21 protein-coding genes and 1 tRNA gene are annotated in these 22,694 nt (G+C 40.5%); 20 read left to right on the top strand and 2 right to left on the bottom strand.

Features of this window, described 5'->3' with window-relative positions:
- The first annotated feature begins 6 nt into the window (after positions 1 to 6).
- The 8 genes from ACO6HM_RS06280 (at position 7) to mnmA (ending at position 8,208) form a co-directional block, all read left to right on the top strand.
- Complete coding sequence (locus ACO6HM_RS06280) at positions 7 to 1,491, top strand: flagellar hook-length control protein FliK (RefSeq protein WP_485390276.1); 1,485 nt, start codon at positions 7 to 9, stop codon at positions 1,489 to 1,491.
- 17 nt (positions 1,492 to 1,508) lie between these two features.
- Entirely contained in the window at positions 1,509 to 2,411 is a 903-nt protein-coding gene (locus ACO6HM_RS06275; protein WP_485390275.1) for a flagellar hook assembly protein FlgD, read from the top strand.
- A gap of 212 nt (positions 2,412 to 2,623) precedes the next feature.
- Positions 2,624 to 3,019 (top strand): TIGR02530 family flagellar biosynthesis protein, encoded by a 396-nt coding sequence (locus ACO6HM_RS06270; protein ID WP_208428299.1) that lies wholly within the window; start codon positions 2,624 to 2,626, stop codon positions 3,017 to 3,019.
- An 88-nt stretch (positions 3,020 to 3,107) separates the two neighbouring features.
- Positions 3,108 to 4,598 (top strand): flagellar hook protein FlgE, encoded by a 1,491-nt coding sequence (locus ACO6HM_RS06265; RefSeq protein ID WP_485390274.1) that lies wholly within the window; start codon positions 3,108 to 3,110, stop codon positions 4,596 to 4,598.
- A gap of 173 nt (positions 4,599 to 4,771) precedes the next feature.
- Complete coding sequence (locus tag ACO6HM_RS06260; protein WP_485390273.1) at positions 4,772 to 5,677, top strand: glycosyltransferase family 2 protein; 906 nt, start codon at positions 4,772 to 4,774, stop codon at positions 5,675 to 5,677.
- Positions 5,674 to 6,618, top strand: a complete 945-nt coding sequence (locus ACO6HM_RS06255) for a glycosyltransferase family 2 protein (protein ID WP_485390272.1) — start codon at positions 5,674 to 5,676, stop codon at positions 6,616 to 6,618. The genes ACO6HM_RS06260 and ACO6HM_RS06255 overlap by 4 nt, the downstream gene beginning before the upstream one ends.
- A gap of 30 nt (positions 6,619 to 6,648) precedes the next feature.
- Positions 6,649 to 7,116, top strand: coding sequence for an RrF2 family transcriptional regulator (locus tag ACO6HM_RS06250; protein WP_485390271.1), 468 nt, complete (start codon positions 6,649 to 6,651; stop codon positions 7,114 to 7,116).
- Positions 7,117 to 7,125: 9 nt separating this feature from the next.
- Complete coding sequence (gene mnmA, locus ACO6HM_RS06245) at positions 7,126 to 8,208, top strand: tRNA 2-thiouridine(34) synthase MnmA (protein ID WP_485390270.1); 1,083 nt, start codon at positions 7,126 to 7,128, stop codon at positions 8,206 to 8,208.
- On the opposite strand, the gene ACO6HM_RS06240 is transcribed toward mnmA, so the two are convergent.
- Both ACO6HM_RS06240 and ACO6HM_RS06235 read right to left on the bottom strand, forming a co-directional pair.
- Entirely contained in the window at positions 8,198 to 9,037 is an 840-nt protein-coding gene (locus ACO6HM_RS06240; protein WP_485390269.1) for a histidinol-phosphatase HisJ family protein, read from the bottom strand. The genes mnmA and ACO6HM_RS06240 overlap by 11 nt on opposite strands.
- 9 nt (positions 9,038 to 9,046) lie before the next feature.
- The gene (locus ACO6HM_RS06235) at positions 9,047 to 10,816 is read right to left on the bottom strand and encodes an Rqc2 family fibronectin-binding protein (protein WP_485390268.1); all 1,770 of its coding nucleotides are present in this window, start codon (positions 10,814 to 10,816) and stop codon (positions 9,047 to 9,049) included.
- Positions 10,817 to 11,081: 265 nt separating this feature from the next.
- On the opposite strand from ACO6HM_RS06235, the gene ACO6HM_RS06230 reads away from it, so the two are divergent.
- The 12 genes from ACO6HM_RS06230 to ACO6HM_RS06175 all read left to right on the top strand — a co-directional run bounded on the left by ACO6HM_RS06230 (position 11,082) and on the right by ACO6HM_RS06175 (position 22,664).
- Positions 11,082 to 15,131: a SpaA isopeptide-forming pilin-related protein gene (locus tag ACO6HM_RS06230; protein ID WP_485390267.1), complete on the top strand. Its 4,050-nt coding sequence runs from the start codon at positions 11,082 to 11,084 to the stop codon at positions 15,129 to 15,131.
- Positions 15,132 to 15,426: 295 nt separating this feature from the next.
- Positions 15,427 to 15,792, top strand: coding sequence for a hypothetical protein (locus ACO6HM_RS06225; protein ID WP_485390266.1), 366 nt, complete (start codon positions 15,427 to 15,429; stop codon positions 15,790 to 15,792).
- A gap of 226 nt (positions 15,793 to 16,018) precedes the next feature.
- Positions 16,019 to 16,092: transfer RNA gene (locus ACO6HM_RS06220), tRNA-Met, on the top strand.
- 72 nt (positions 16,093 to 16,164) lie between these two features.
- Positions 16,165 to 16,653 (top strand): deoxycytidylate deaminase, encoded by a 489-nt coding sequence (locus ACO6HM_RS06215; protein ID WP_208428318.1) that lies wholly within the window; start codon positions 16,165 to 16,167, stop codon positions 16,651 to 16,653.
- A 15-nt stretch (positions 16,654 to 16,668) separates the two neighbouring features.
- Positions 16,669 to 17,289 (top strand): metallophosphoesterase, encoded by a 621-nt coding sequence (locus tag ACO6HM_RS06210; protein WP_485390265.1) that lies wholly within the window; start codon positions 16,669 to 16,671, stop codon positions 17,287 to 17,289.
- Positions 17,289 to 17,828: a 2-C-methyl-D-erythritol 2,4-cyclodiphosphate synthase gene (gene ispF / locus ACO6HM_RS06205; protein ID WP_485390264.1), complete on the top strand. Its 540-nt coding sequence runs from the start codon at positions 17,289 to 17,291 to the stop codon at positions 17,826 to 17,828. Before ACO6HM_RS06210 ends, ispF begins: the two co-directional genes overlap by 1 nt.
- Positions 17,828 to 18,511 (top strand): serine O-acetyltransferase, encoded by a 684-nt coding sequence (cysE, locus tag ACO6HM_RS06200; RefSeq protein WP_485390263.1) that lies wholly within the window; start codon positions 17,828 to 17,830, stop codon positions 18,509 to 18,511. The genes ispF and cysE overlap by 1 nt, the downstream gene beginning before the upstream one ends.
- Entirely contained in the window at positions 18,498 to 19,895 is a 1,398-nt protein-coding gene (cysS, locus tag ACO6HM_RS06195) for a cysteine--tRNA ligase (RefSeq protein WP_485390262.1), read from the top strand. The genes cysE and cysS overlap by 14 nt, the downstream gene beginning before the upstream one ends.
- Positions 19,880 to 20,323, top strand: coding sequence for a Mini-ribonuclease 3 (locus ACO6HM_RS06190; protein ID WP_485390261.1), 444 nt, complete (start codon positions 19,880 to 19,882; stop codon positions 20,321 to 20,323). Before cysS ends, ACO6HM_RS06190 begins: the two co-directional genes overlap by 16 nt.
- An 81-nt stretch (positions 20,324 to 20,404) precedes the next feature.
- Positions 20,405 to 21,175 carry a 23S rRNA (guanosine(2251)-2'-O)-methyltransferase RlmB gene (gene rlmB, locus ACO6HM_RS06185; protein ID WP_485390260.1) on the top strand — a complete coding sequence of 257 codons (771 nt, stop codon included), beginning with the start codon at positions 20,405 to 20,407 and terminating at the stop codon, positions 21,173 to 21,175.
- Between the two features lie 17 nt (positions 21,176 to 21,192).
- A complete protein-coding gene (locus tag ACO6HM_RS06180; protein WP_485390259.1) occupies positions 21,193 to 21,810 on the top strand; it encodes a sigma-70 family RNA polymerase sigma factor in 618 nt (205 codons plus the stop codon).
- 14 nt (positions 21,811 to 21,824) lie between these two features.
- Positions 21,825 to 22,664, top strand: a complete 840-nt coding sequence (locus tag ACO6HM_RS06175) for a DNA-3-methyladenine glycosylase family protein (RefSeq protein WP_485390258.1) — start codon at positions 21,825 to 21,827, stop codon at positions 22,662 to 22,664.
- Positions 22,665 to 22,694: the final 30 nt, after the last annotated feature.

The raw sequence follows: 22,694 nt of genomic DNA, 5'->3' as shown, positions 1-22,694 counted from the left end.
TTTTTTATGGTAACAGCTCAGATTAATGCTGTTTCACCTGCAGTTTCTTCCAAGGCTAAGGTACAGTCCGTCAAAGCGGATGGTTCATTCTCTGATATATTAGGTAAAGAGAGTGCTACATCAGCATCTAAGGGCGGAACTAAGGAGGCTAAGGGAAGCAACAGCATAGTCTCTGAAAAGTACTACAAGGAAGACAGTAAGGTAGAGGCTGATAACAATCAGACAACTGGTAAGCCAAATGACAAGATGAATACTGACAAGAAAAACGAGGCTTATAAGGTAAAAAATGATAGTTATAAGACTACTAAGGATAGTTCACTTGGAACTGCTGTCGAAGAGACAAAAAGTGGTGAAGGGCAGGATGAAAAGGCAGAGTCTTTAATGGCAATAATTGCAAGTATGTTTACTCAGATTTCTGATAAGACAGGAATTGACGAAACTACAGTTAAAGATTATATTGTCAACAACGATTTAACATCTGCAGATTTGCTGGACATTAACAGCTGGAAAGGTCTTGTTACTGAAGCTAACGGACTTACAGATATTTCAGCTATACTCACAAATGATGAGGCATTTAAGGATTTGGGAAACATATCTGATATAATAAATGCTCACCTTGCTGAGATGGGGCAAATGACTTCCGGAATGACAGAAGGAGTCACAGATGATGCACAGATGCCGGATACAATAGTCATACCTGAGGAGGTTGCGGTTAAAACAGATGAGCTTCTTACAAAGTTTGTAAAGAGTGATAATGTAGAAGCCTCCGCACCTAAGAAGGAGGAGACTTCTGGTAAGGAAGTAGATGAGACCGGCAGCGCAGAAGAACTTGCTGCATTTTCTGCTATGGCAGATAAAAATGCGTTGGCAGGTGCACATACTCAGTCAGGATTTGAACAAAGCAGTTCTAATTCACGCGAGAACAATCAGACTACTGCTGTAGAAGACGTTTCAGCTCCTAATCAGAACCTATTTGACAATATAGCTGCAAACCTTCAAAAGCTTGAAGGGATGAACTCACTACCTGAGGGAACTACAGCAAGAGATATACTTAATCAGGTTACAAGCCAGATAAAGAACTTACATGCACCTGATAGGACAAGTCTTGAATTTATGCTTACACCCGCCATGCTTGGTAAGGTAGCAGTAAATGTATCCTCTAAAAATGGGATATTACAGGCAGAATTTAGGGTGGAAAATGCACAGGCAAAGGCTGCACTTGAGAGCCAGATTGCAGACCTTAAATTAAATTTTGAAAATCAGGGACTTAAGGTATCAGAGGTTTCTGTCATGATTAGCGAAAATGGAATCGGAAGCAACGATCAGGGAAAGAATACAGGTGAAGAAGGTAAGAAGAATTCCGGCAAAAGAAACAGAACTTTTGCAATTGATGGTGATGAAGGAATAGATTATGTGATGACTTCACCTGAGGAGGCAATTAGAGCTTATACTGACGGAGATACAGGAAGCAATATTAACCTCGGTGCCTAATTATAGAAAGGTAGAATATGAGCGATTTTAATACAAATTACAGTTCTACAAGAACTGACAGTGGTCTTCAGGCACAGGTAATAGATGGTGTTATTAGCAAGACCAACAATATAGAAAAAATTAAGACTGCTGATGAGCTAAATAAGCTTGGTAAAGAGTCATTTCTTAAACTTCTCGTTGCACAGATGGAGAATCAGGATCCAATGCAGCCACAGAGTAATACCGAGTGGGTATCTCAGCTTGCGACCTACTCTACACTCGAGCAGATGCAGAACATGAATGCTGTAATGACCAATTCACAGGCTTTTGGTCTAATTGGTCAGGATGTAATAGTGGCCACCAAGAATGCTGATGGCAAAGAATCCACAATAAGCGGAAAGGTTGACTTCGTATCCGTTAAGGGCAACAAGTCATATCTGTCAATAGATGGCAATCTCTATCCGTCATCAGACCTTCAGTCAATCATTAACCCTGACTATATAAAGGGCAATGTGATTCCTAAGGTTGAGAACAAGGATTTGAAGTTTAATAAAGACCACCCTGAAGTGATGAAGTTTCAGGTACATATGGGACAGGGTGCAGGAAAGGCTACAGGGCTTGCACTTAGCATAAACGGCAATGACATCCCTGCTAAGAACTTCACTATTGACGAAGAAGGACTGGTAACTGTTTATCCGGATGCGTTTAAGGACTTAAAGAAGGGACATTATCAGATAGATGTTAAGTTCAACAATGACTTTGGAACACATAGCAATACCAATCTATCAGTAACTATTTCTGAGGGAGATCTTCCAAAGAAGGCAGAGCCTGCAAAGCCTGCCGAGCCTGCTAATCAGGCGGAATCAGCAAAACCGGTAGAGGCTGCAAAACCAGCAACTCCTGAATCAGCAAAACCTGCAGATACAACAACTACTCCTTAATTATATAAGGAAATATGTCCTACCTGCTCCAAGAGTACATAGTTATTTTATGAAAATGAACGAATAACGAATATTTTGAGGCCAGAAATAACCCAAGAGTTTTTCATAGGAGATTGCAATAATATTTCCTATGAAAAATATTTTGGAGTAGTGGTAAAAGGTATTAATTTTTAACATAGGTTAGCCGATATTATCTTTGTGGAGGTGAGGATGTGAATATAAATAATGGAAGTTTGGGCTCCATTGAGCAGATTAGAGGTAAATATCTTGGCAAGCAGGAAAACAAAAACCAAGATGCGGCCGCCCTTAAGGGGAATAGCTTTAGAGATGTACTTCTAAGTCAGGCTCAAAAAGACGAAGGAACACTCAAGTTTTCAAAGCATGCCAATGAAAGACTTGCCAGTCGTAATATCAATCTTTCAAATGAACAGATGTTAAGGCTTTCAGAAGGAACTGACAGAGCAAGGCAGAAGGGAATCAAAGAATCACTTATAGTAGTTGATGAGCTTGCATTTATAGTAAATGTAAAAAACAACACTGTAGTAACTGCTGTAGGAGATAGTGAAGATAAGATTTTCACAAATATTGATGGAGCTGTGATAAGCTAAAGCCGGACCTTTATGGAGGCTTTTGTTTCTGAATGACAGATGAAACACTTATCAAAACAATAAAAGTTTAATATGGAGGTCATTTATTATGATGAGATCACTTTTTTCTGGTGTCGCAGGTCTTAAGGTACACCAGACCAAGATGGATGTTATTGGTAACAATATTGCAAATGTTAATACAGTAGGATTTAAGTCCAGTTCAGTAGTATTTTCTGATGTTTTCTATCAGACTACTCAGTCTTCATCAGGTCCTAACAAGGAATCAGATGTAGCAGGTATTAACTCAAAACAGATCGGTCTTGGCGCAGGAGTTTCTGCTATATCTAAGAATATATCAGGAGCAGGCGGTTCTCAGGCAACTAACAACGCATTCGACTGTATGCTTACAGGAGATTCATTCTTTATTACTAAGAATGCGGGAAGAACTTATTTTACAAAGAATGGTGCTTTTACAGTAGATGCTGACGGTACACTTACAACTTCAGACGGAGCTAAGGTTCAGGGATGGCAGGTAGATCCTGATGACAAGAAAAAGACTAAGCCGGGTCCTGTATCTAACCTTAACATTATGGCACCTGAAAATATGTATACAGATCCTGAAGCTACAACAGCAGCTTATATGTCAGGAAACATAGATAAGACTGACACACAGCTTGCATCAGGTTCAGCAGGCCGTACTTTCCAGACTAACTTCTATGATAACTTAGGATATGAGTATACAGCTAAGTTTAATATGAAGCAGAGTTCAGTATCTGACAATGCTTACTACATAGAGCTTAAGGATATACTTAAAGATGGTAAGTCTATGCTTTATACAGCTACAACAAATGATAGTGGAACTACAGAATATACTGCTACAGGCTGGGGTGCGAACGTTACCACTGAGAAGCAGGATTTAAGTGGTGTTGGTGCACCTGATGTAACAGACGGTAAGCTTACTTTTGCTGATAACTTTGCATTTATGGCTGTATTTGACGGAACTACAGGTAAGTTCAAGAGCCTTGCTGCTGACGGAGCAGATCCTGCTTATGATTCAACAGGTCTTGATGAAAACGCCAACATTAAGAAAATGTTCTTAAATATCGGTGGTAAGTCACCTAACCCATTCAAGAACATCGAGATTGACTTCTCACAGATGACAATGTTTGCTAGCTCAACATCATCTAAGATTGAATCCACCATGGGTGATGTAGACGGTAACGGTAAGGGTAAGATGAAGGGTACCTTAAAGGGTGCTTCCATTGACAGCTCAGGTAAGATTTACGGTTCTTATGACAACGGAGATCTTAAGCTCCTTGGTCAGATTGCTGTAGCAAACTTCAAGAACCCTGCAGGACTTGAATCTGTAGGTAATAGTAACTTCGTAGAGACTATGAACTCAGGCAGGTTTGACGGTGTTGGAAAAGACGTTACTTCAGAAGGCGGCAAGATAAGCACAGGTATGCTTGAGATGTCAAACGTAGACCTTGCTGCACAGTTTACAGATATGATTACTACACAGAGAGGTTTCCAGGCTAACTCAAGAACAATCACTACAACAGATTCAATTCTTGAAGAGCTTATCAACCTCAAGAGATAATAGATATACTTAATAACTTTGCCCAACAAAACTTCCCCTATAAACAAGAAAAGCCACAAGGCAGCAATGCTTTGTGGCTCTTTCCATATTTACAGACAGATGTCTATTTGTTATACTTTATGATACGAGTAGAAAAAGATAGTGATTTTAAAAACTGAGAAAGAAGAATACTTATGACCTTTGATATTATTATACCCACTTACAAGCCTGGAGAAGAGCTTAGGGCTTTGCTTAAGGGAATTCTTATCCAGACTTTAAGGCCTGATAACATTTATATAATCAATACGGAAGAGAAATTCTGGAAAAAGGAATATGAGGAGATACTGCCTGTGAAGGTAACCCATATTAAGAAGTCGGAATTTGACCATGGTGCTACCAGAAGACTTGGGGCTAAGATGTCTGAGTCTGATGTTTTTGTCTGTATGACGCAGGATGCAAGACCTAAAGATGGCAGGCTTTTTTCTAACCTGCTTTCAGGCTTTAATGACGAAAAGGTTGCAATAGCCTATGCCAGACAGGAAACTGATGAAAAGGCTGGGGAGATTGAAAGATATACGAGAGAGTTTAATTACCCTGACAAGGACAGGATTAAGACGGTTGAGGATATAGAGACCATGGGGATAAAGGCCTGGTTTTGCTCCGATGTCTGTGCTGCCTACAAAAAGCAGATTTATGAGGAAGCAGGAGGCTTTGTACATCCTACGGTGTTTAATGAGGACATGCTGATGGCGGCTAAGGTTATGGAGCTTGGCTACAAGGTGGTATATAAGGCGGATGCAAGGGTGGTTCACTACCACGAATACAGCCTGTGGCAGCAGTTTAGCAGGAACTTTGACCTAGGAGCCTCACACAGGGAGTACAGGGAAGTATTTTCAAAGGTATCCTCATATAAGGAGGGTGGCAGGCTTGTAAAGGATATCGCCGTTCACTTATTAAGGAAGGGGAAGTTTTATCTGCTTCCTAAGCTTGTATTTCACAGTGGTGCTAAGCTAATAGGCTATAAGCTAGGCAAGAACTATGACAGGCTGCCTAAGAAGCTGGTGCTTAAATTCTGTATGAATAAGGATTATTTTAAATGATTGCAATAATAATGGGTGTGTACAACGGTGAAAAATACATCAAAGAACAGATTGGCTCAATAATAGCGGGTGACTGTAAGGACTGGAAGCTCTTCATCTTTGATGATGGCTCTAAGGATAATACCGAGATTATAGTTAAGGAGTTTATTAAAAACTATCCTGATAAGATATATTTTGAAAAGAATAGAGAGAACTTTGGTGCGGCAGGGAATTTCTTTAACGGAATTAAGAAGGTTGCGATAGAACTTGCACCAGAGGCAGAGTACTTTTGTTTTTCTGACCAGGATGATGTGTGGGTGGAGGATAAAATAAGCCGCTCACTTGCTAAAATAAAGGAAATAGAGGGGGGGAGACCTGCCCTTGTGTTTTCCGATGTGGCAATTACGGATAAAAACCTTAAAGTGACGGCAGATTCTTATTTTAAGGCAGAAAAGGTTGATAATACTAAGATAGCCCTTAATTACCTCCTTATGGAGAATAAATTCATAGGTGGAACTGTTATGATGAACAAAGCTTTGGTGGATGCAGAGCTAAAAGCTGAAGAAAAGGGACTCATCCCATATAAAAAGGCCAAGATGCACGACTGGTGGTTTGGTCTGATAACTGCAGGACTTGGAAGAATAGGAGAAGTTAAGGGATTTACCGAATACTACAGGCAGCATGGAGGCAATGTAGTGGGTGGAGAGACCTTTGGCTCATACTTTGTAAGCAGAATCAGCAAGTTTAAGGAAATAAGGCAGAGGATTTATCAAAATATAGAGCAGGCAGAGGAGTTTCTCTTATACTTTGGAGACAGCCTCCCTCCTGATAAGAAAAAGATAACTGAAGAATTTGTAAAGCTTAAGGATAGGGGATTTATAGGAAGAAGGGTGAGTCTTATTAAGAACCGCTTTTTTAAGTCAGGCTTTATAAGAAACATAGGATTATTTATATTTATATAGCAGTGAGAATCAGTGAAATAGGAGATTTAAATGAAGATTTCTACTAAAGGTAGGTATGGGCTAAAGGCCGTACTTGATATAGCTATGCATGATGAGGCTTCATCAGTTAGCAGCATAGCGGCAAGACAGTGTATATCGGAGAACTATCTTGAGAGACTTATAGCCATGCTTAAAAAAGCAGGGATTGTCAATAGCTTAAGAGGTGCCCAAGGAGGCTATGTGCTTGCAAGGCCTGCGGAGGAAATCTCTGTAGGAGAGGTGCTAAGAGTTCTTGAAGGAGACCTAAATCCGGTTGACTGTGCCGAGATAGATGGCTCGGGAGACTTTTGTGAGGGAGCAGAGACCTGTGTGACCAAATTTGTGTGGAAGAGGATATCTGATAGTATAAATCAGGCAGTAAACAACCTGATGATATCTGAGCTTGCTAGAGATGGTAAACACCTGATAGAAGAAAACGGTGGGGATAAGAGTGCAAGCCCCGTATGTAACAGAAGATAAAGGAGAAAAATGTCAAAGAAAGTAGTAGTTGGAATGTCCGGAGGGGTAGATTCATCAGTAGCTGCCTATCTCTTAAAGGAGGAGGGCTATGAGGTTTATGGTGTTACCATGGATATATGGACAGAAGGAGCTATCGATACGGTAAACGGAGGCTGTCTTGGAAGCAAGGCAAAGGAAGATGCGGCAAGGGTTGCCAGCCATCTTGGCATACCTTATGAGATAATAGATGTAAGAGGAAGATTCCGTGATAATGTTATGGATTATTTTGCGGATTCGTATAAGAATGGGCAAACTCCAAATCCCTGCACCCTTTGTAACAGAATGGTAAAGTGGGAGGCTCTCTTTAAGGGGGCCCAAATTTTTGGAGCAGACTATGTGGCGACAGGCCATTATGCCAAGATAAGAGAACTCCCAAACGGAAGATACTCTATAGCAAACTCACATACGGCTGCAAAGGACCAGACCTATGCCCTTTGCAATCTTACTCAGGAACAGTTAAAGAAAACCCTGCTTCCTATAGGAGATTATGAAAAGAGCGAGGTTAGGAAGATAGCCCAAAAGGCGGGAATAGAGGTAGCCTCAAAGCCTGACAGTATGGAGATTTGCTTCATACCTGATGGAGATTATGCGGCCTATCTTGAAAATGAATATGGAATAGTGGCTAAAAAGGGCAACTTTATAGATGTGAGCGGCAAGGTTTTGGGAGAGCACAGAGGAATAGTGCATTACACCGTAGGTCAGAGAAAAGGACTTGGAATTACATTTGGAAAGCCGATGTTTGTAAAAGAAATAAGGCCTGAGACTAATGAGGTGGTACTTTCTGACAATGAAGGACTCTTTAGCACTAGAGTAGTGGCTGAAAGGGTTAACTTCATGGCTGAAACCAAGGAAGAGATAGAGAGTGGCGACAAGACCTATATGGCAAAGATAAGATATAACCATAAGGGCGGAGACTGCAAGCTCTCCTTTGATGGAGAGAGAGTGGTGGCAGAGTTTCTAGAGCCGCAAAGAGCATCTGCCCCGGGGCAGACCTTAGTGGTCTACAACGAGGCAGGCGAAGTTGTCTGCGGTGGCAGGATAGTTAGAAGTTGATTTTTATTGGCTTTCTATTTTCAAAAATATAATATCCGTCAAAGCCCAGTTCTTTTAAGAGGACTTCACATTTATTAAAATCATAGGCAAGATGTTCAGGTTTATGGCCATCTGAGCCTATGGTTATTTTTGTGCCACCAAGCTTTATGTAGCGTTTAAGTACCTCAGGCTGTGGATTTGGCACTCCAAGACCGTATTTATATCCTGCAGTATTTACCTCAAGAGCCTTATCAAGCTCAATTACTCTCTTAAGTATCGGATCTATGAGACTGGCATATTCCCTGTATGCATAGTGGGATTCGCCGGGGTTCCCTGCCTCATCTCTTATGTATCTAAAGATATAATCGAGATGACCCAAGGTATCAAAGTCGGCAAACTTGTTTATCATATCAAGCATTATAGTAAAATACCTCTGCACAGCATTTTTGCTGTCGTGGTATAGCCAAAAATTCGGATAATAAGGATCCATTCCGTCTATAAGATGGATGGAGCCAATGACAAAGTCAAAGTTATTCTCCTTTAATAACTCCTCGTATTCAGGCAAGGCTTTTTCACAAAGTCCAAGCTCTATACCTGTAAGGATGTTTAACTTCCCGTCAAAATTACTTTTCAACTCTTTTATCTTAGTGATATAATTAGGAACATCTAGCTTAAATATATTGACGGGATTACCATATTCATCCTGTACCTCAGGGTAATACAGGTCTTCGTGGTCGGTAAAACAATAATGTTTCAGACCTAGTTTAACGGCTTTTTCAGCCTGTTTTTCCATAGGAGTTTCCGAATCTCCCGAAAAATCTGAATGTGTGTGCATATCTGCTATTATCATATCTGCCTCCTATATCTGTCTAAGTTCTGATATATCAGAATCAGTTGTTAGAGAGTAATTGGTATAGTAAACTACAAAGCCGGGCTTTGCACCGTTTGGCTTCTTTATCTCTTTTTTCTGTACATAGTCCACGTCATGCTTAGTTCCATCACCCTTAAGGGAGGATGAGGTATTTACACTTGAGTAGTGAAGGGCAAGCTTTCCCGCCTCTTCAAAGGCTCTGTCAGGAACCTCCCTGCCGTTTGTCACGAGGAGGACATGAGAGCCTGCACATTTTTTAGCATGGAACCACCAGTCATTGTTAGCAGCTAACTTGAATGTGAGATAATCATTTTGTATATTATTTTTCCCCACGTAGATGTCAAATCCATCGCTTGATACAAAGTGAAGTGGAGTTCCCTTAGCTTCTTTTGCCTTACCCTTTTTAGAGTTTATTCCTGTTTTCTTGGCATAGCCTGCACTTTCAAGCTCTTTCCTGATTTCTGCAAGGTCTTCCTCATTTTCTGCTAATTCAAGTGACACCTTGATTGACTCTAAGTGGCTTAATTCAGCCTCGGCCTCCTCTTGCTGTGAAATCACAGCCTCATAAGTTCTTTTAAGACGGGCATATTTATCAAAGTATTTTTTAGCATTTGCCATAACAGGGATGGTTGTATCAAGGCTTATATTAACTTCCTTACCTGAATAGTAATCAGTACAGGTAAGCACCTTATCTCCCTCCTTTGCCTGATAGCCGTAGGTAGTTATCAGTTCTCCGTATATCCTGAATTTATCTCTATTTTCGGTATCTCTAAGCTGCTTAGCAAATATATCAAGCTTGTTAGCAGTCCTTGATATAGCGTTGGTTATGAGCTTTCTTAGGTCTGCTGACTTTTGCCTCATTCTGTCATTCTTATCCTTTGAATTGTAGAACTCCTCAAGGAGGGATGAAAGACTGGAAAAGGTCTTACTCTCCATAGTCTCATAAATGCTGAGAGAAAAAGCAGCAAAAGCCTTAGGCTCGAGGTTATTACCATAGTATATTGTAGGGGTGAATTCACCTTTTTGGATGAGACTTATAAATTTACTAAAATTCTTAAAAAGCTCATTTATATTCTCTGCATTAAGTGAGGCTGTGGACTGGTCTGCGTCAAGCCCTGAAAGAGAGCAGATTTCATTAGCTATCTGAGGAGAGAAGCCCGTAAGTGAGGTATAAATTGCCTTTCCTATGGCATTTGGCTTACCTGCTATCACATTTACAAAGTAGTCATAATCAGCATCAAAGGGGTTTATCCTACCCTCCTGCTCAGGCACAAAGTAGCTTCTCCCCGGAAGTATCTCTCTGACCGAGCTTACAAGCAGGGATACATGTTTTATACTGTCTATTACTTTTTCTTCATCATCTAGGAGGATGATATTGCTGTATTTTCCCATTAGCTCTATGACTAACTGTTTCACTGAGAGGTCGCCCATCTCATCCAAATGCTCGGTCTTAATTCTTATTATTCTCTCAAGCCCCGGCTGTGAGATGTCTAGTATTTTAGCACTTCCCAGATGTTTCCTAAGAAGCATGCAAAAGTTTGGAGCTGTCAAGGGCGACTTGCGGCTCTCCTCTGTAATGTATGCAAGAGGAAGAGAAGCGTTGGCAGATAAAAAAAGTCTATATTGAGTTCTGTTATTTTTAACGGTAAGCACGAGGGCATCCTTCTCAGGCTGTGCAATCTTTGTTATATAGCCACCGGTAAGGCAGGTGCGAAGCTCATAGGTTATGCCTGCCACCACTGTTCCATCAAAAGACATAATATTTCCTTTCTGGTCTGAACAAAATAAAGTAAAAATTCTCAACCTAATTATATAACAATCATAAAAAAAGTAAATGTACAAATATGTAAAATATTGAGAAAAACAAGAGATGGTATTAATTACTTTGGATTATCATCCGATATATAATTATGATATTTATGTATTTTTGCTAAAAAACAAGTCTTTATGAAGATGCAGCTTAAGAAGTCTACAATCTGTATCACTATAATATGACTTACTATGATAACTAGAGGAGAAATTTATGTGGAAAAAATATAAAGGTAGTTTTTTAAGCTTCATACTTATAATCGGATTAGTTTTATCGGGACTTAGCGTGCCTTCATATGTAAGTGCAGCTCCTCCTGCAACGGATAATGTAACCAATACTCAGGCAGTTCTAGACCACAGCATGGTATTTTTCCAAAATGGACAGGAAATCACGCAGACTGGTAATAATAAAGTAGATTTGACCACTGATATAACGGCTACAATCAAGGATAAGTTCAAATTTGACAAAAATGCTACACATCATATAACAGATAATTCGTATGTAGAATATGAACTTGGTGCACCGTTTATACTGCCTAATGGAGTTCTTAGTAAAGAAGAGTATACTAAGCCCGACATTGCTCTAAGTCCTGTTGAAATTAGAGGTAAGAATATATGTAAGACTTCTTTTGTGACAGACGCACAAGGTAAGGTTAAGGTTAGATTTGATTTTTCAGAAGCTGATCCTGTTATGTTTGACCAGGATGAGATTGAGATAAAAGCAGTAGTTAAGCTAAGAGTAGATGTCAACAAACTAGAGGCTCCTGCAGGTAATGGTAAGGTAAAAATCTCAGACTACGAAGTTGACGTAGATGATACCAAGGAAGACCTAAGGACTGAGAAAAAAGCTGAACTAAACATTCCTAACGGAACGGTGGACTGGACAGTGACAGTTGATAAAAAGATACTTGGCTCAGTTAATTATCAGTTAAGCCTTAAAGACTATGTATTTGTAGATGACCTTACAAAGGTTGGTGAGTATAAGAGTGGTTCCCTGACTATCAATGGACAGACAGTAACTCCGAGCTATACAGATAAGGTGCTTAAATACACCATACAGCCATCTGATGTACCTGATCCTAACATAGGAAGGGCAGTGATTAGATTCAGTACCAATATATCAAATGATGAATACAAGTATGGCAAGGTATATAAAAACAGCGCAGAGCTATACAAGGATGGAAAGTTAGAAAGTAAGACCAATGAAGCAACGGTAAAGCTCATTCCTTTTGGAAAGAAGGAAGGACTTACATCAGCTGATAACAAAAGTATTACCTGGAGTATTGTGTTCAATGAGCTTGATGCAAATCTTGGGACGGTAACTGTTAAAGACAAACTTGCTAATTCAACTATCGGAAACATTGCTCAGACAAGAAAAGAGAGCTACTATCAGGTATGGGATGAAACTAAAGGAGATTGGTCAGAAACCAAACATAACGTTAATCCTGCCGGTACTGATAATGATGAGTATACCATCCCAAGCGTGACTAAAAAGACAAGACTTACCATAGTTACTAATGAATTAACCCTTCAGGACAACTATTATGAATTTAAGAATGATGCCATCATAGGCTGGGGCGGAGTGAATGAAAGAGTCAAGTTCTCCGCAGTTGCCAAAATCGGTAAGAAAAAGTTAGAAAAGATAGCCAAAATATACGAGCTTGAACCTGGAGAGACTGAAAATGAAGATGATAGAAGACTTGAGGAGAATTCAGGTGTCAAGATAAGAAGGGCTGCATTTGAAACCGAGTGGAGTGCAAACTTTGTAAGAGAAAATTCAGATACTAATACTTACTACATTTACGATACCTTTATCTTTGACAATGATGTAAAAGCAAATAGAAAGGGTCTGGAGACAGGCTACAAGATAACAGGCTTAAATGACACAACCACAAAAACACTTAAAACAAATCTTACCTTTGATAAGGTAGTAAGTGTGGATGCACAGAATCATCAAAGGCTGGTAAATTCTTCTTCACCGCTTCTCGAAAATAACTCAGGGATTGAGTACGAAGTGTACGCTATAAGGGATAATGCAGATAAGCTGGTAGGACACTTGCTTGAATTAAAGATGGACCCAGCAAAAGGAGAGGCACTTCCGGATAATAGGAAAAAGACTGTAGTTAAGTTTAGGTCAAAGCTTGTGGAGCCAAAGCAGGTTATGGATACAAGGGATACAGCGGCATATAACTTTATGAATCTCTTTAAGCCTGATGGAACCCTTATAGAAGAAGCAGCGAATGCAACCAAGTATAACACCAAAATGCTTAACAAGCAGGTGCTTTCAAAGGATGCAGCGAAGAGATTTGTAAACAATCTAGCTGTATCAGCAGGCAACAATATAATAAATGATGATGTCTTTGACTATGCGGCTAAAACTGCCAAAGACAATAAGGCAGTGGCTTATAACAGGGAAGATAAGTCTATCATCTACAGAATAAGTGTGAATGCAGCGGGGGTAAACGATGTAGACGGAGACCTCGGTGCAGTTACCCTTACCGACATCATCCCTGAGGACTTTGAACTTGCTAAGATAAACGGGAACAACGACTATCTCATTTACAACGGTAAGGCAGCTACTAGCTTAGCAAAGGCTGATGCAACTGTACTTGCAGAGGGTTCACCACTTTCCCTTGGTACGGATAAGCTTACATTTACAAATGATGTTTCTCACAATAAACTGATATTTAAATTTACAAAGCTGGATGAGACTTATGTTATCCTTTTTAAGCTGCGTATTAAGACTGATAAGGTAGATTCTTATTTGAACAAAAGGGAAAACATAGTAAACAAGGCTGAAATCACCGCTGAAAAGAAGTGGATAGATACCAACGATGCTGACAGAAAAAAAGAAGTAAAGATAACTGACAATCAGGGAGTGGACGTAAACGAAGAATTCATCTGGAAAACCTATGATGAAAATGTCTCAAAATATGCTGAAAAAGGCTTTATAAAGTGGAGTATAGTATACAGACCATATAAGACTTATAGTGCAGGTGAAAAGGTGCATTTTGAGGATGGCCTTAGTAACAATATCATAGTAAGGAAGAAAAAGAACAGCCCTGAGCTCGTATTCCAGGGAGACAACTTTAGGATATTTGAGGGAACCGTAGATGACAATGGTAAGTTTATACCACAGCGTGAAATAAAAGATAATCTTAGTGAGATATTTAAGTATGAAGATACAGGCAGAAAGTTCATTATCAACCTGCCAAACAGTAATGCAAACTACAAGATTACTTACATAACAGATTTCAGTGCTCCGATTAATTCGGGTGAAGAGGTAAGAAATACTGTATCTCTTTTTGAAGACTTGACTGAAAAGGTGGTAAAGAAGCCTGATGTAGGCTATGCTGTAAATGTATCCTCAACAGGAAGGGTATGGGGCTTTGATAAGCTAACCGTATTCAAGACCAATCAGGCTAAGGATAAGTTCCTCTCTGGGGCAAAATTTGAGCTAACAAAGGATGGAGCGCAGGTATACGGCTCACCTAAGACAACTGATGCAGAAGGAAGGATTGAATTTGACAGAATAAGTTCAGGTGACTATGTGCTTAAGGAAGTTAAAGCTCCTGAAGGATATAGGCTAAATCCTACAGAATACAGGATAAGAGTTACTGAGCTTCAGGTAGGCAGGATGATAGAGCTACTTGACTCATATGGCAATGTCACTCAGGATGGCAATGAACTGACTATAACCAACTTGTCAACATCAGAATCAGGAGGCGGTGGAATTGCACCTCCTTCTGGAGGTGAACCAGACCCTAATCCTCCTAGTGAAGATAAACCAAATGCTCCAAAGAAACCGGTTAAGCCAAGCGTACCTAATACGCCTGTAAAACCTACACATCCTAATCAGCCGTCAGACCCGTCAGCTCCTGAAAGCCCAAGTGAACCGGGTACTTCGGAGAAGCCTTTAGAGCCACATCCTACACCTGGCAATAATACAAATCCCAACATACCTACCTACAATCTTGACAATGTTCCTGACCCAAACGATCCGAACAGCAGTTATGAGATTATTGTCATAGATGATGATGGCTATCCTCTTGGACATTTTGTAAAGAAGACAAAGCCTGACAAGCTGAAAGAGTACGTGCTTAAAGATGATGGTACCCCTCTGTCTCATTTTATACAAAACAGAGCGAAGAGAAGACTCCCAAGAACAGGTGGGGCAGGAACTCTTTTGTATTATGAGCTTGGAGCAGGACTACTCTTAATAGCTGTGTTTACAGGAAGAAAGCGTAAAGAGAAAAGAGAATAATAAGCAGTTTAACTCCCCCTATGCATAATATTGTACAGGGGGAGTAAGTCTATACTGCTACAATGGTGCAGACTTTTATGAGTTATGACTATAATCTGTGGTAAAAGACTGTCTTAATATGTAAATGTAAAATTATAGAAATAAAAGGCATGAAGTGTTAACTTTTTAACTTATTAGCCGATATAAGTAAGTGTGAGGAGTTATTAAAACATCACAAATGCTGTACTTTTATTACTCCAGATAAGCTTTTATGAATTGTGGTAATAAAAGAAAAAATAAGTTGAAGGAGGACTTTATGTGTCGAAATTATAAATATAGTGTTGTACGATTTATACTTATTTCAGTGATTATTTTGGCAGGATTTGGAAGTCCTGTGTATGCGAAAACCACGCCTTCTGCGGCTTATGATGAAACAAATACCGGAAAGGTAACGCAGTACAGTGCTACCGCATCAGCAAGTGCTGTAAGAGAGATAAAGTCAAATGGAGACAATGAATATGAGGTTACTGAGGATGGTACTCCTTTAGCCGGATTTAATGCAAATAAGGCTGATACATCACCATCAGACTCGATAATACCTGATGGCTGGTACTACTCAGTAGGAGCAATCCTGATTCTTGTTGCAACCTTTGCAAAAAGAAAGATGGAAGTTGAACATTAGTAATCAAAAGCCCTGCACATATATGTGCGGGGCTTTTGACTATGGTGGGATTTAAGAGACCACTGTAGTAGCAGGATTTCTAAGGTTGTCGAGGAACCATGTTGCATTTAAGCCCCAAAACTACACCTTCAACTTGCAGCCACATATTTTAAAAAACCTATTGACATTTCCCTCATAAACATTTATAATACCCTTGTTGTTTTGAGAGAAGTCTTGAAACTGATATGGCGAAGTAGCTCAGTTGGCTAGAGCACACGGTTCATACCCGTGGTGTCGGGGGTTCAAGTCCCTCCTTCGCTATGATACAGGGTGCCTGAGTTACAGCAATGTAGTCAGGTGCTTTTTTTATAACCAAGAACTGTGGGAGAATGTATGGAAAGAAGAGATAAGATAAACTATTACCTTGATATAGCGGAAGTGGTATCGCAAAGAAGTACCTGCCTTAGAAGACATTATGGGGCAGTCATTGTAAAGAACGACGAAGTAATTGCAACGGGATATACAGGGGCGCCAAGAGGCAGGAAGAACTGTTCAGATCTGGGCTTTTGTATGCGTGAGAAGTTAAAGGTTCCAAGAGGAGAGCGATATGAGCTTTGCCGCAGTGTTCACGCAGAGCAGAATGCCATCATAAGTGCTTCAAGGGAGGAGCTTATCGGAAGCGACATCTACATTGTAGGTATTGAAATGCGCGGTGGTGGCTATGTTGAGAATGCCAATAGCTGTGCTATGTGTAAGAGGGTAATCATCAATGCCGGCATAGAAAGAGTCTACATAAGAGATGATAAGGACAACTTTAGAGTAATAAGCGTGAATGACTGGATAGAGAATGATGACTCCCTAAGCGGTATGTTTGGCTACTAGATATAAGGAGAAAAATTGAGGTATTATATTTCAGATTTGCATTTTTTCCACGAAAAATTAAACAACGAAATGGACAACAGAGGCTTTAGAGATGTAGAAGAAATGCATAATTATATTATAAAGCGGTGGAATACCAGAGTAAATAAAAGGGATGAGGTCATCATACTTGGAGACCTCTCCTATGGTAAGGCGGAAGAAACCAACGAACTCCTTAGCAGACTAAACGGAAAGCTCTGCCTTATAAGGGGGAATCACGACAGTCTCTATCTTAAGAAGACAGCCTTTGACGAGAGTAGATTTGAATGGATTAAAGACTATACGGAGCTAAAAGACAATAACAGAAAGATTGTGCTTTGCCATTATCCCATTATGTGTTACAATGGGCAGTACAGACTTAATACTGAGGGAAAGCCAAAGACCTTTATGCTCTATGGTCATGTTCACGACACTCACGACCAGAGGCTCATAGAGGAATTTATAAGGATTACACGTGAGACCAAGTCCTGCTATAAGGACGGTACGGTTAAAAATATTCCCTGTAACATGATAAATTGTTTTTGCATGTATTCAGACTACACTCCCTGGACTTTGGACGAGTGGATAGTGTACTGGAGAGAAAGAGGAACGGTTGAATAATGAGAATAGGAAACGGATATGATGTACATAGGTTGGTAGAGGGCAGGAAGTTGATTCTCGGAGGTGTTCTGATACCATTTGAAAAGGGGCTCCTTGGGCATTCTGATGCCGATGTGCTAACCCATGCCATTATGGATGCCCTGCTTGGGGCAGCGGCAGAGGGTGACATAGGCAGACATTTCCCGGATACAGACGAGAGATATAAGGATGTGGACAGCCTTAAGCTCCTTGCTGTAGTCGGTAAAATTATTGAAGATAAGCTTTATGTAATAGAGAACATAGATGCAACCATTATGGCCGAGAGGCCAAAGCTTGCGCCTTTCATACCTGATATGGTCAAAAACATAGCAAAGACCTTAGGGATAGAGGAAAGTCAGGTAAATATCAAGGCTACCACAGAGGAAGGCCTTGGCTTTACAGGGACTGGAGAGGGGATGAAGGCTCAGGCAGTGTGTCTTCTTAAAGAAGCAATCAATGAAGATGATTATATGATGGGCGGCTGCGGTGGCTGCGGCGGCTGTGGAGGGTGCGGCAGATAATGGGATTTATTAAATTTTTTAAGGAAGAATGTGCTTCCATACGTCAAAGAGATCCTGCCATCAAATCAAAGTATGAAGTCCTGCTTTACCCGGGATTTAGAATAATGATGAGATATCGTATTGCTCATAAGCTTTACTTAAAAGGGCATTTTTTTCTTGCTAGAAAGATAATGCAAAAAGGGGCTGACAAGACGGGTATAGATATCCATCCTGGTGCAACAATAGGAAATAACTTCTTCATTGACCATGGCATAGGAGTGGTTATTGGTGAAACTGCCGTAATCGGCGATGACTGTACCCTTTATCAGGGAGTTACCCTTGGCGGTACCGGAAAGCAGACAGGGAAGCGCCATCCTACCATAGGCAACAATGTAATGATTAGTGCGGGTGCGAAGGTGCTTGGCAATATTACCATTGGAGATAACACTAAGATTGGTGCAGGAAGTGTGGTGCTTAAGGATATTCCGTCAAATTCTACAGTTGTAGGAGTGCCTGGAAGAATAGTTAAGCGAAACAATATCAAGTGTGAGCATATTGACCTTGACCAGATTCATTTTCCGGATCCGGTGCTTAGGGATATTACAGCCTTAAGAGAAGAGAATAAGAAGCTTAGAAAGAAGCTGGATAAGCTTGCTAAGAGTTTTGAAGAATATACGAAGGGAAGAGAAGATGAAAATACATAATACACTTACAAACAAAGAAGAAGAATTTACACCGATTGAGCCTGGTAAGGTAAAGATGTATGTCTGCGGTCCTACAGTGTATAACTTTATGCATATAGGAAATGCAAGACCTATCATTATCTTTGACACTATCCGCAGATATTTTGAATATAAGGGATATGATGTGAACTTTGTATCTAATTTTACGGATGTGGACGACAAGATAATAAAGCGTGCCAACGAAGAGGGTGTAAGTGCATCAGAGATATCAGAGAGATATATTAAAGAAGCAAAGACTGACATGGAAGGCTTAAATGTGCTTCCTGCGACCAAGAATCCCAAGGCTACCGAAGAGATAGACGGGATGATAGAAATGATAGAGGAGCTCATTAAAAAAGGCCACGCCTACGCTAAAAACGGCAGCGTTTACTTTAGAACCAGAAGCTTTGAGCCTTACGGCAAGCTATCCAATAAGAATATAGATGACCTTGAAGCAGGCGCGAGGATTGCCATCAATGATGAAAAAGAAGATCCTCTAGACTTTGTACTCTGGAAGCCAAAGAAGGAGGGAGAGCCTTTTTGGGTATCACCTTGGGGTGAAGGAAGACCGGGCTGGCATATAGAGTGTTCTGTTATGAGTAAGAAGTACCTTGGTGAGCAGATAGACATCCACGCAGGTGGAGAAGACCTTATCTTCCCTCACCATGAGAATGAAATAGCCCAGAGTGAGGCTGCAAACGGCAAAGATTTTGCCAAGTACTGGATGCACAACGGTTACCTTAGGATTAACAACGAGAAGATGAGTAAGTCTCTCGGAAACTTCATTACCATAAGGGATGTAAGCAAGGAATACGACCTTGGTGTGCTTAGGTTCTTTATGCTTGGAGCTCACTACAGAGGACCTATCAACTTCAGCCACGAGCTTATGGAGGCGGCTAAGACAGGGCTTGAGAGGATTACAAATGCGGTATCAAACCTTGATTTCCTCCTTGAAAATGCTGTATTAAGAGAGCTAACTGATGCAGAAAAAGAAACGAAAGAGAAAGCTTTAGCTTTCAAAAAGGACTTTGAAGCATCCATGGAGGATGACTTCAATACTGCTGACGCCGTTTCTGCTATATTTAACCTCGTAAAGCTTGCTAACTCTGAGATAAGTGCTGAATCTTCAGCAGAACTAATCAAAGAGATAAGAGGAATAATAGTGCTTTTATCTGATGTTCTTGGATTAAAGGTAGTAAAGCAAAAGGAGATTCTTGATGAGGAGATTGAGGCTCTCATAAAAGAGAGGACAGAGTCAAGAAAGGCCAAGAATTTTGCCAGAGCAGATGAAATAAGAGACATACTTACATCAAAGGGTATAGTTTTGGAAGATACCAGAGAGGGTGTTAAGTGGAAAAGGATATAGATATATCGGGACTTTCGGTAAATGAAATTGAAGGCTATTTTGACATTGAAGACAAGGATATAAGGAGCTTTTCCCCTCTTACCCTTGCCTACATAGGCGATGCCATTTACGAGGTTGTGATTCGTACTATAATTGTAGAAAAAGGGAATGCCCCTGTCAATAAGCTCCACCACAAGGCAAGCTCCCTTGTAAAGGCGACTGCGCAAAAAGAGACTATGGAAATCATACTGCCACTCCTAAGTAGCGAGGAAGAGGCTGTGTTTAAGCGTGGAAGGAATGCAAAGTCTTATACCTCTGCTAAAAACGCCAGTATTATAGACTATAGGATAGCTACAGGCTTTGAGGCTTTGATGGGATATCTTTATCTTACAGGTAAAAATGAGAGGATGCTTGAACTAATAAAGGCAGGCGCAGGTTCAAGACTATGAAGATATTAGGCTTATAGCTTACGGAATTTAAGGATTTATTGCAAATAATTATGAAACTGTGCTTTTTGCTAAAGGAGAAAAATGAAAGAAAATTATAATGATAATGAGGAGACTAGCCTTGTTATTTACGGTAGGAATGCCGTACTTGAAGCTTTTAGGTCAGACAGGACAATAGACAGGCTCTATGTGCAGGAGGGAGTAGCAGATGGAACCCTGCAGTCCATACTAAGGGCAGCCAAAAAGACTGATGCTATCATAAGCTTTGTAAGCAAAGACAGGCTTAATAAGTATGCTGAGGGAGACAAGCATCAGGGAGTTGTGGCTATGGCTGCAGCCTATGGGTATGCTGAGGTTGACGACATCTTAAATGCCGCCAAGGAAAAGGGAGAGCCGCCTTTTGTCATAGTTCTTGATGATATAGAGGATCCTCATAACCTTGGGGCTATAATAAGGACTGCCAATCAGGCGGGGGCTCACGGGGTTATCATTCCAAAGAGACATGCTGTAGGACTTACTGCCACTGTGGCAAGAACTTCAGCAGGTGCCATCAATTATACACCTGTAGCCAAGGTTACTAATATCAGCCGCACCATAGATGAACTTAAAGAAAAGGGAATCTGGTTTGCTTGTGCGGATATGTCAGGAGAACTTATGTATAACTGTAACCTCACGGGAGCTTTAGGACTTGTTATAGGCTCTGAGGGAAGCGGAGTAAGCAGGCTTGTTAAGGAAAAATGCGATTTTGTAGTAAGGGTGCCTATGTTTGGGCAGATTGATTCCTTAAATGCTTCAGTTGCGGCAGGAGTACTTGCATACGAGATAGTAAGGCAGAGACTTACCACAAATAAATAATGGGGATATTTTAGTTTATGAATTTTGAAAAATTCACAGACGAGGAGCTCTGTGAGAAGGCAAAAGAGGGAGATGTAGAGGCTGAGAGCTATCTTATAAACAAATATAAGAATCTGGTAAGGGGTAAGGCTAAAACCCTGTATCTGCTTGGAGGAGACAGAGAAGACCTGATACAGGAAGGGATGATAGGACTTTTTATTGCGGTAAGAGATTTTGACAAGTCAAAGAATGCTATGTTTTCAACCTTTGCCAATATGGTCTGCGAACGAAGGATGTATAACGCAATAAAGGCAGGGCAGGCAGGTAAAAACCGACCTCTTAATACCTATATTTCGCTATATGCAGGGCAGGCTACGGGAGAGGATGCAGATGATATAAAGCTCATCAACAATCTCCGTGCAAGCAGTCTCTTTGAACCTGAGGGCTTTGTGGTAGACAAGGAAAATACAATATTTCTACTTGAGAAGCTTAGCGAGTCCCTATCAAAGCTTGAGGAAGAGGTGCTTGATCTCTATCTGTCAGGAAAGGACTATGTGGAGATAGCAGAAGCTCTTGAGAGAAGTCCTAAGTCCATAGACAATGCGCTTGTAAGGATAAAAGCCAAGTTTAAGAATATAATTGAAAGCGAGAAATAGGAGAAGCTTATTTGATGAGTGACAAGTTTACTATAAAGCTAAATGACTTAAATCTAAAGCAGATAGCTGATTCAGGCCAGATATTTAGGATGAATGAAGAAGAGGAAGGGCTGTACAGGGTTTGGTTTAGAGAACACACTACTCTTGTAGAAGAAAAAGACGGAAGCTTTGTATTTCACTGCAGTGAGGAAGAATTTAATAAAGTCTGGTATGATTATTTTGATTTGGGACTGGACTATGCTAAGGTCAAGGCCTTGGTGGACGCGGAGGATGAATACTTAAAGACTGCCATAGAGCATGGCTATGGGATAAGGATACTGAGACAGGACCTTTGGGAGATAATCATTTCTTTTATAGTTTCACAGAATAACAACATTCCCCGTATAAAAAACAGTATAGCAAAGCTTTGTGCCTTAACAAAAGACGGAAGCTTTCCCTCTGCAGCAGTTTTAAGCCAGGTACCTGTGGAGGAGTTACATTCTTATGGTCTGGGTTACAGGGATGAATATATACATAGACTTGCTCTTAAGACGGTAAAGGGGGAGTTTGTGCCTGAAAGCCTCGTTGGACTTTCTTATGAGGAGGCAAAGAAGGCACTTATGGCAGAACATGGCATAGGTAAAAAGGTGGCTGACTGTATTTGTGTTTTTGGCCTTCATCACCTTAATGCCTTCCCTATAGACACCCATGTAAAGCAGATACTAGCCGCACATTATAAAGATGGCTTTCCTTTTCATAGATATAAAGGCTATGCCGCTATCATGCAGCAGTATATGTTCTACAATGACCTCTTAAACTCTAAAAAAGTTGCCAAAACAAGCCCACAGAAGGTAAAGAAAACAAAATCCCAATAAGATATACCACCTGTGGGAGGCAAGGATTAT

The sequence above is a fragment of the Catonella sp. genome (assembly GCF_057250765.1).
The sequence above is the reverse complement of the archived record's forward strand: the minus strand, read 5'-3'. Positions and strand labels throughout refer to the sequence as shown.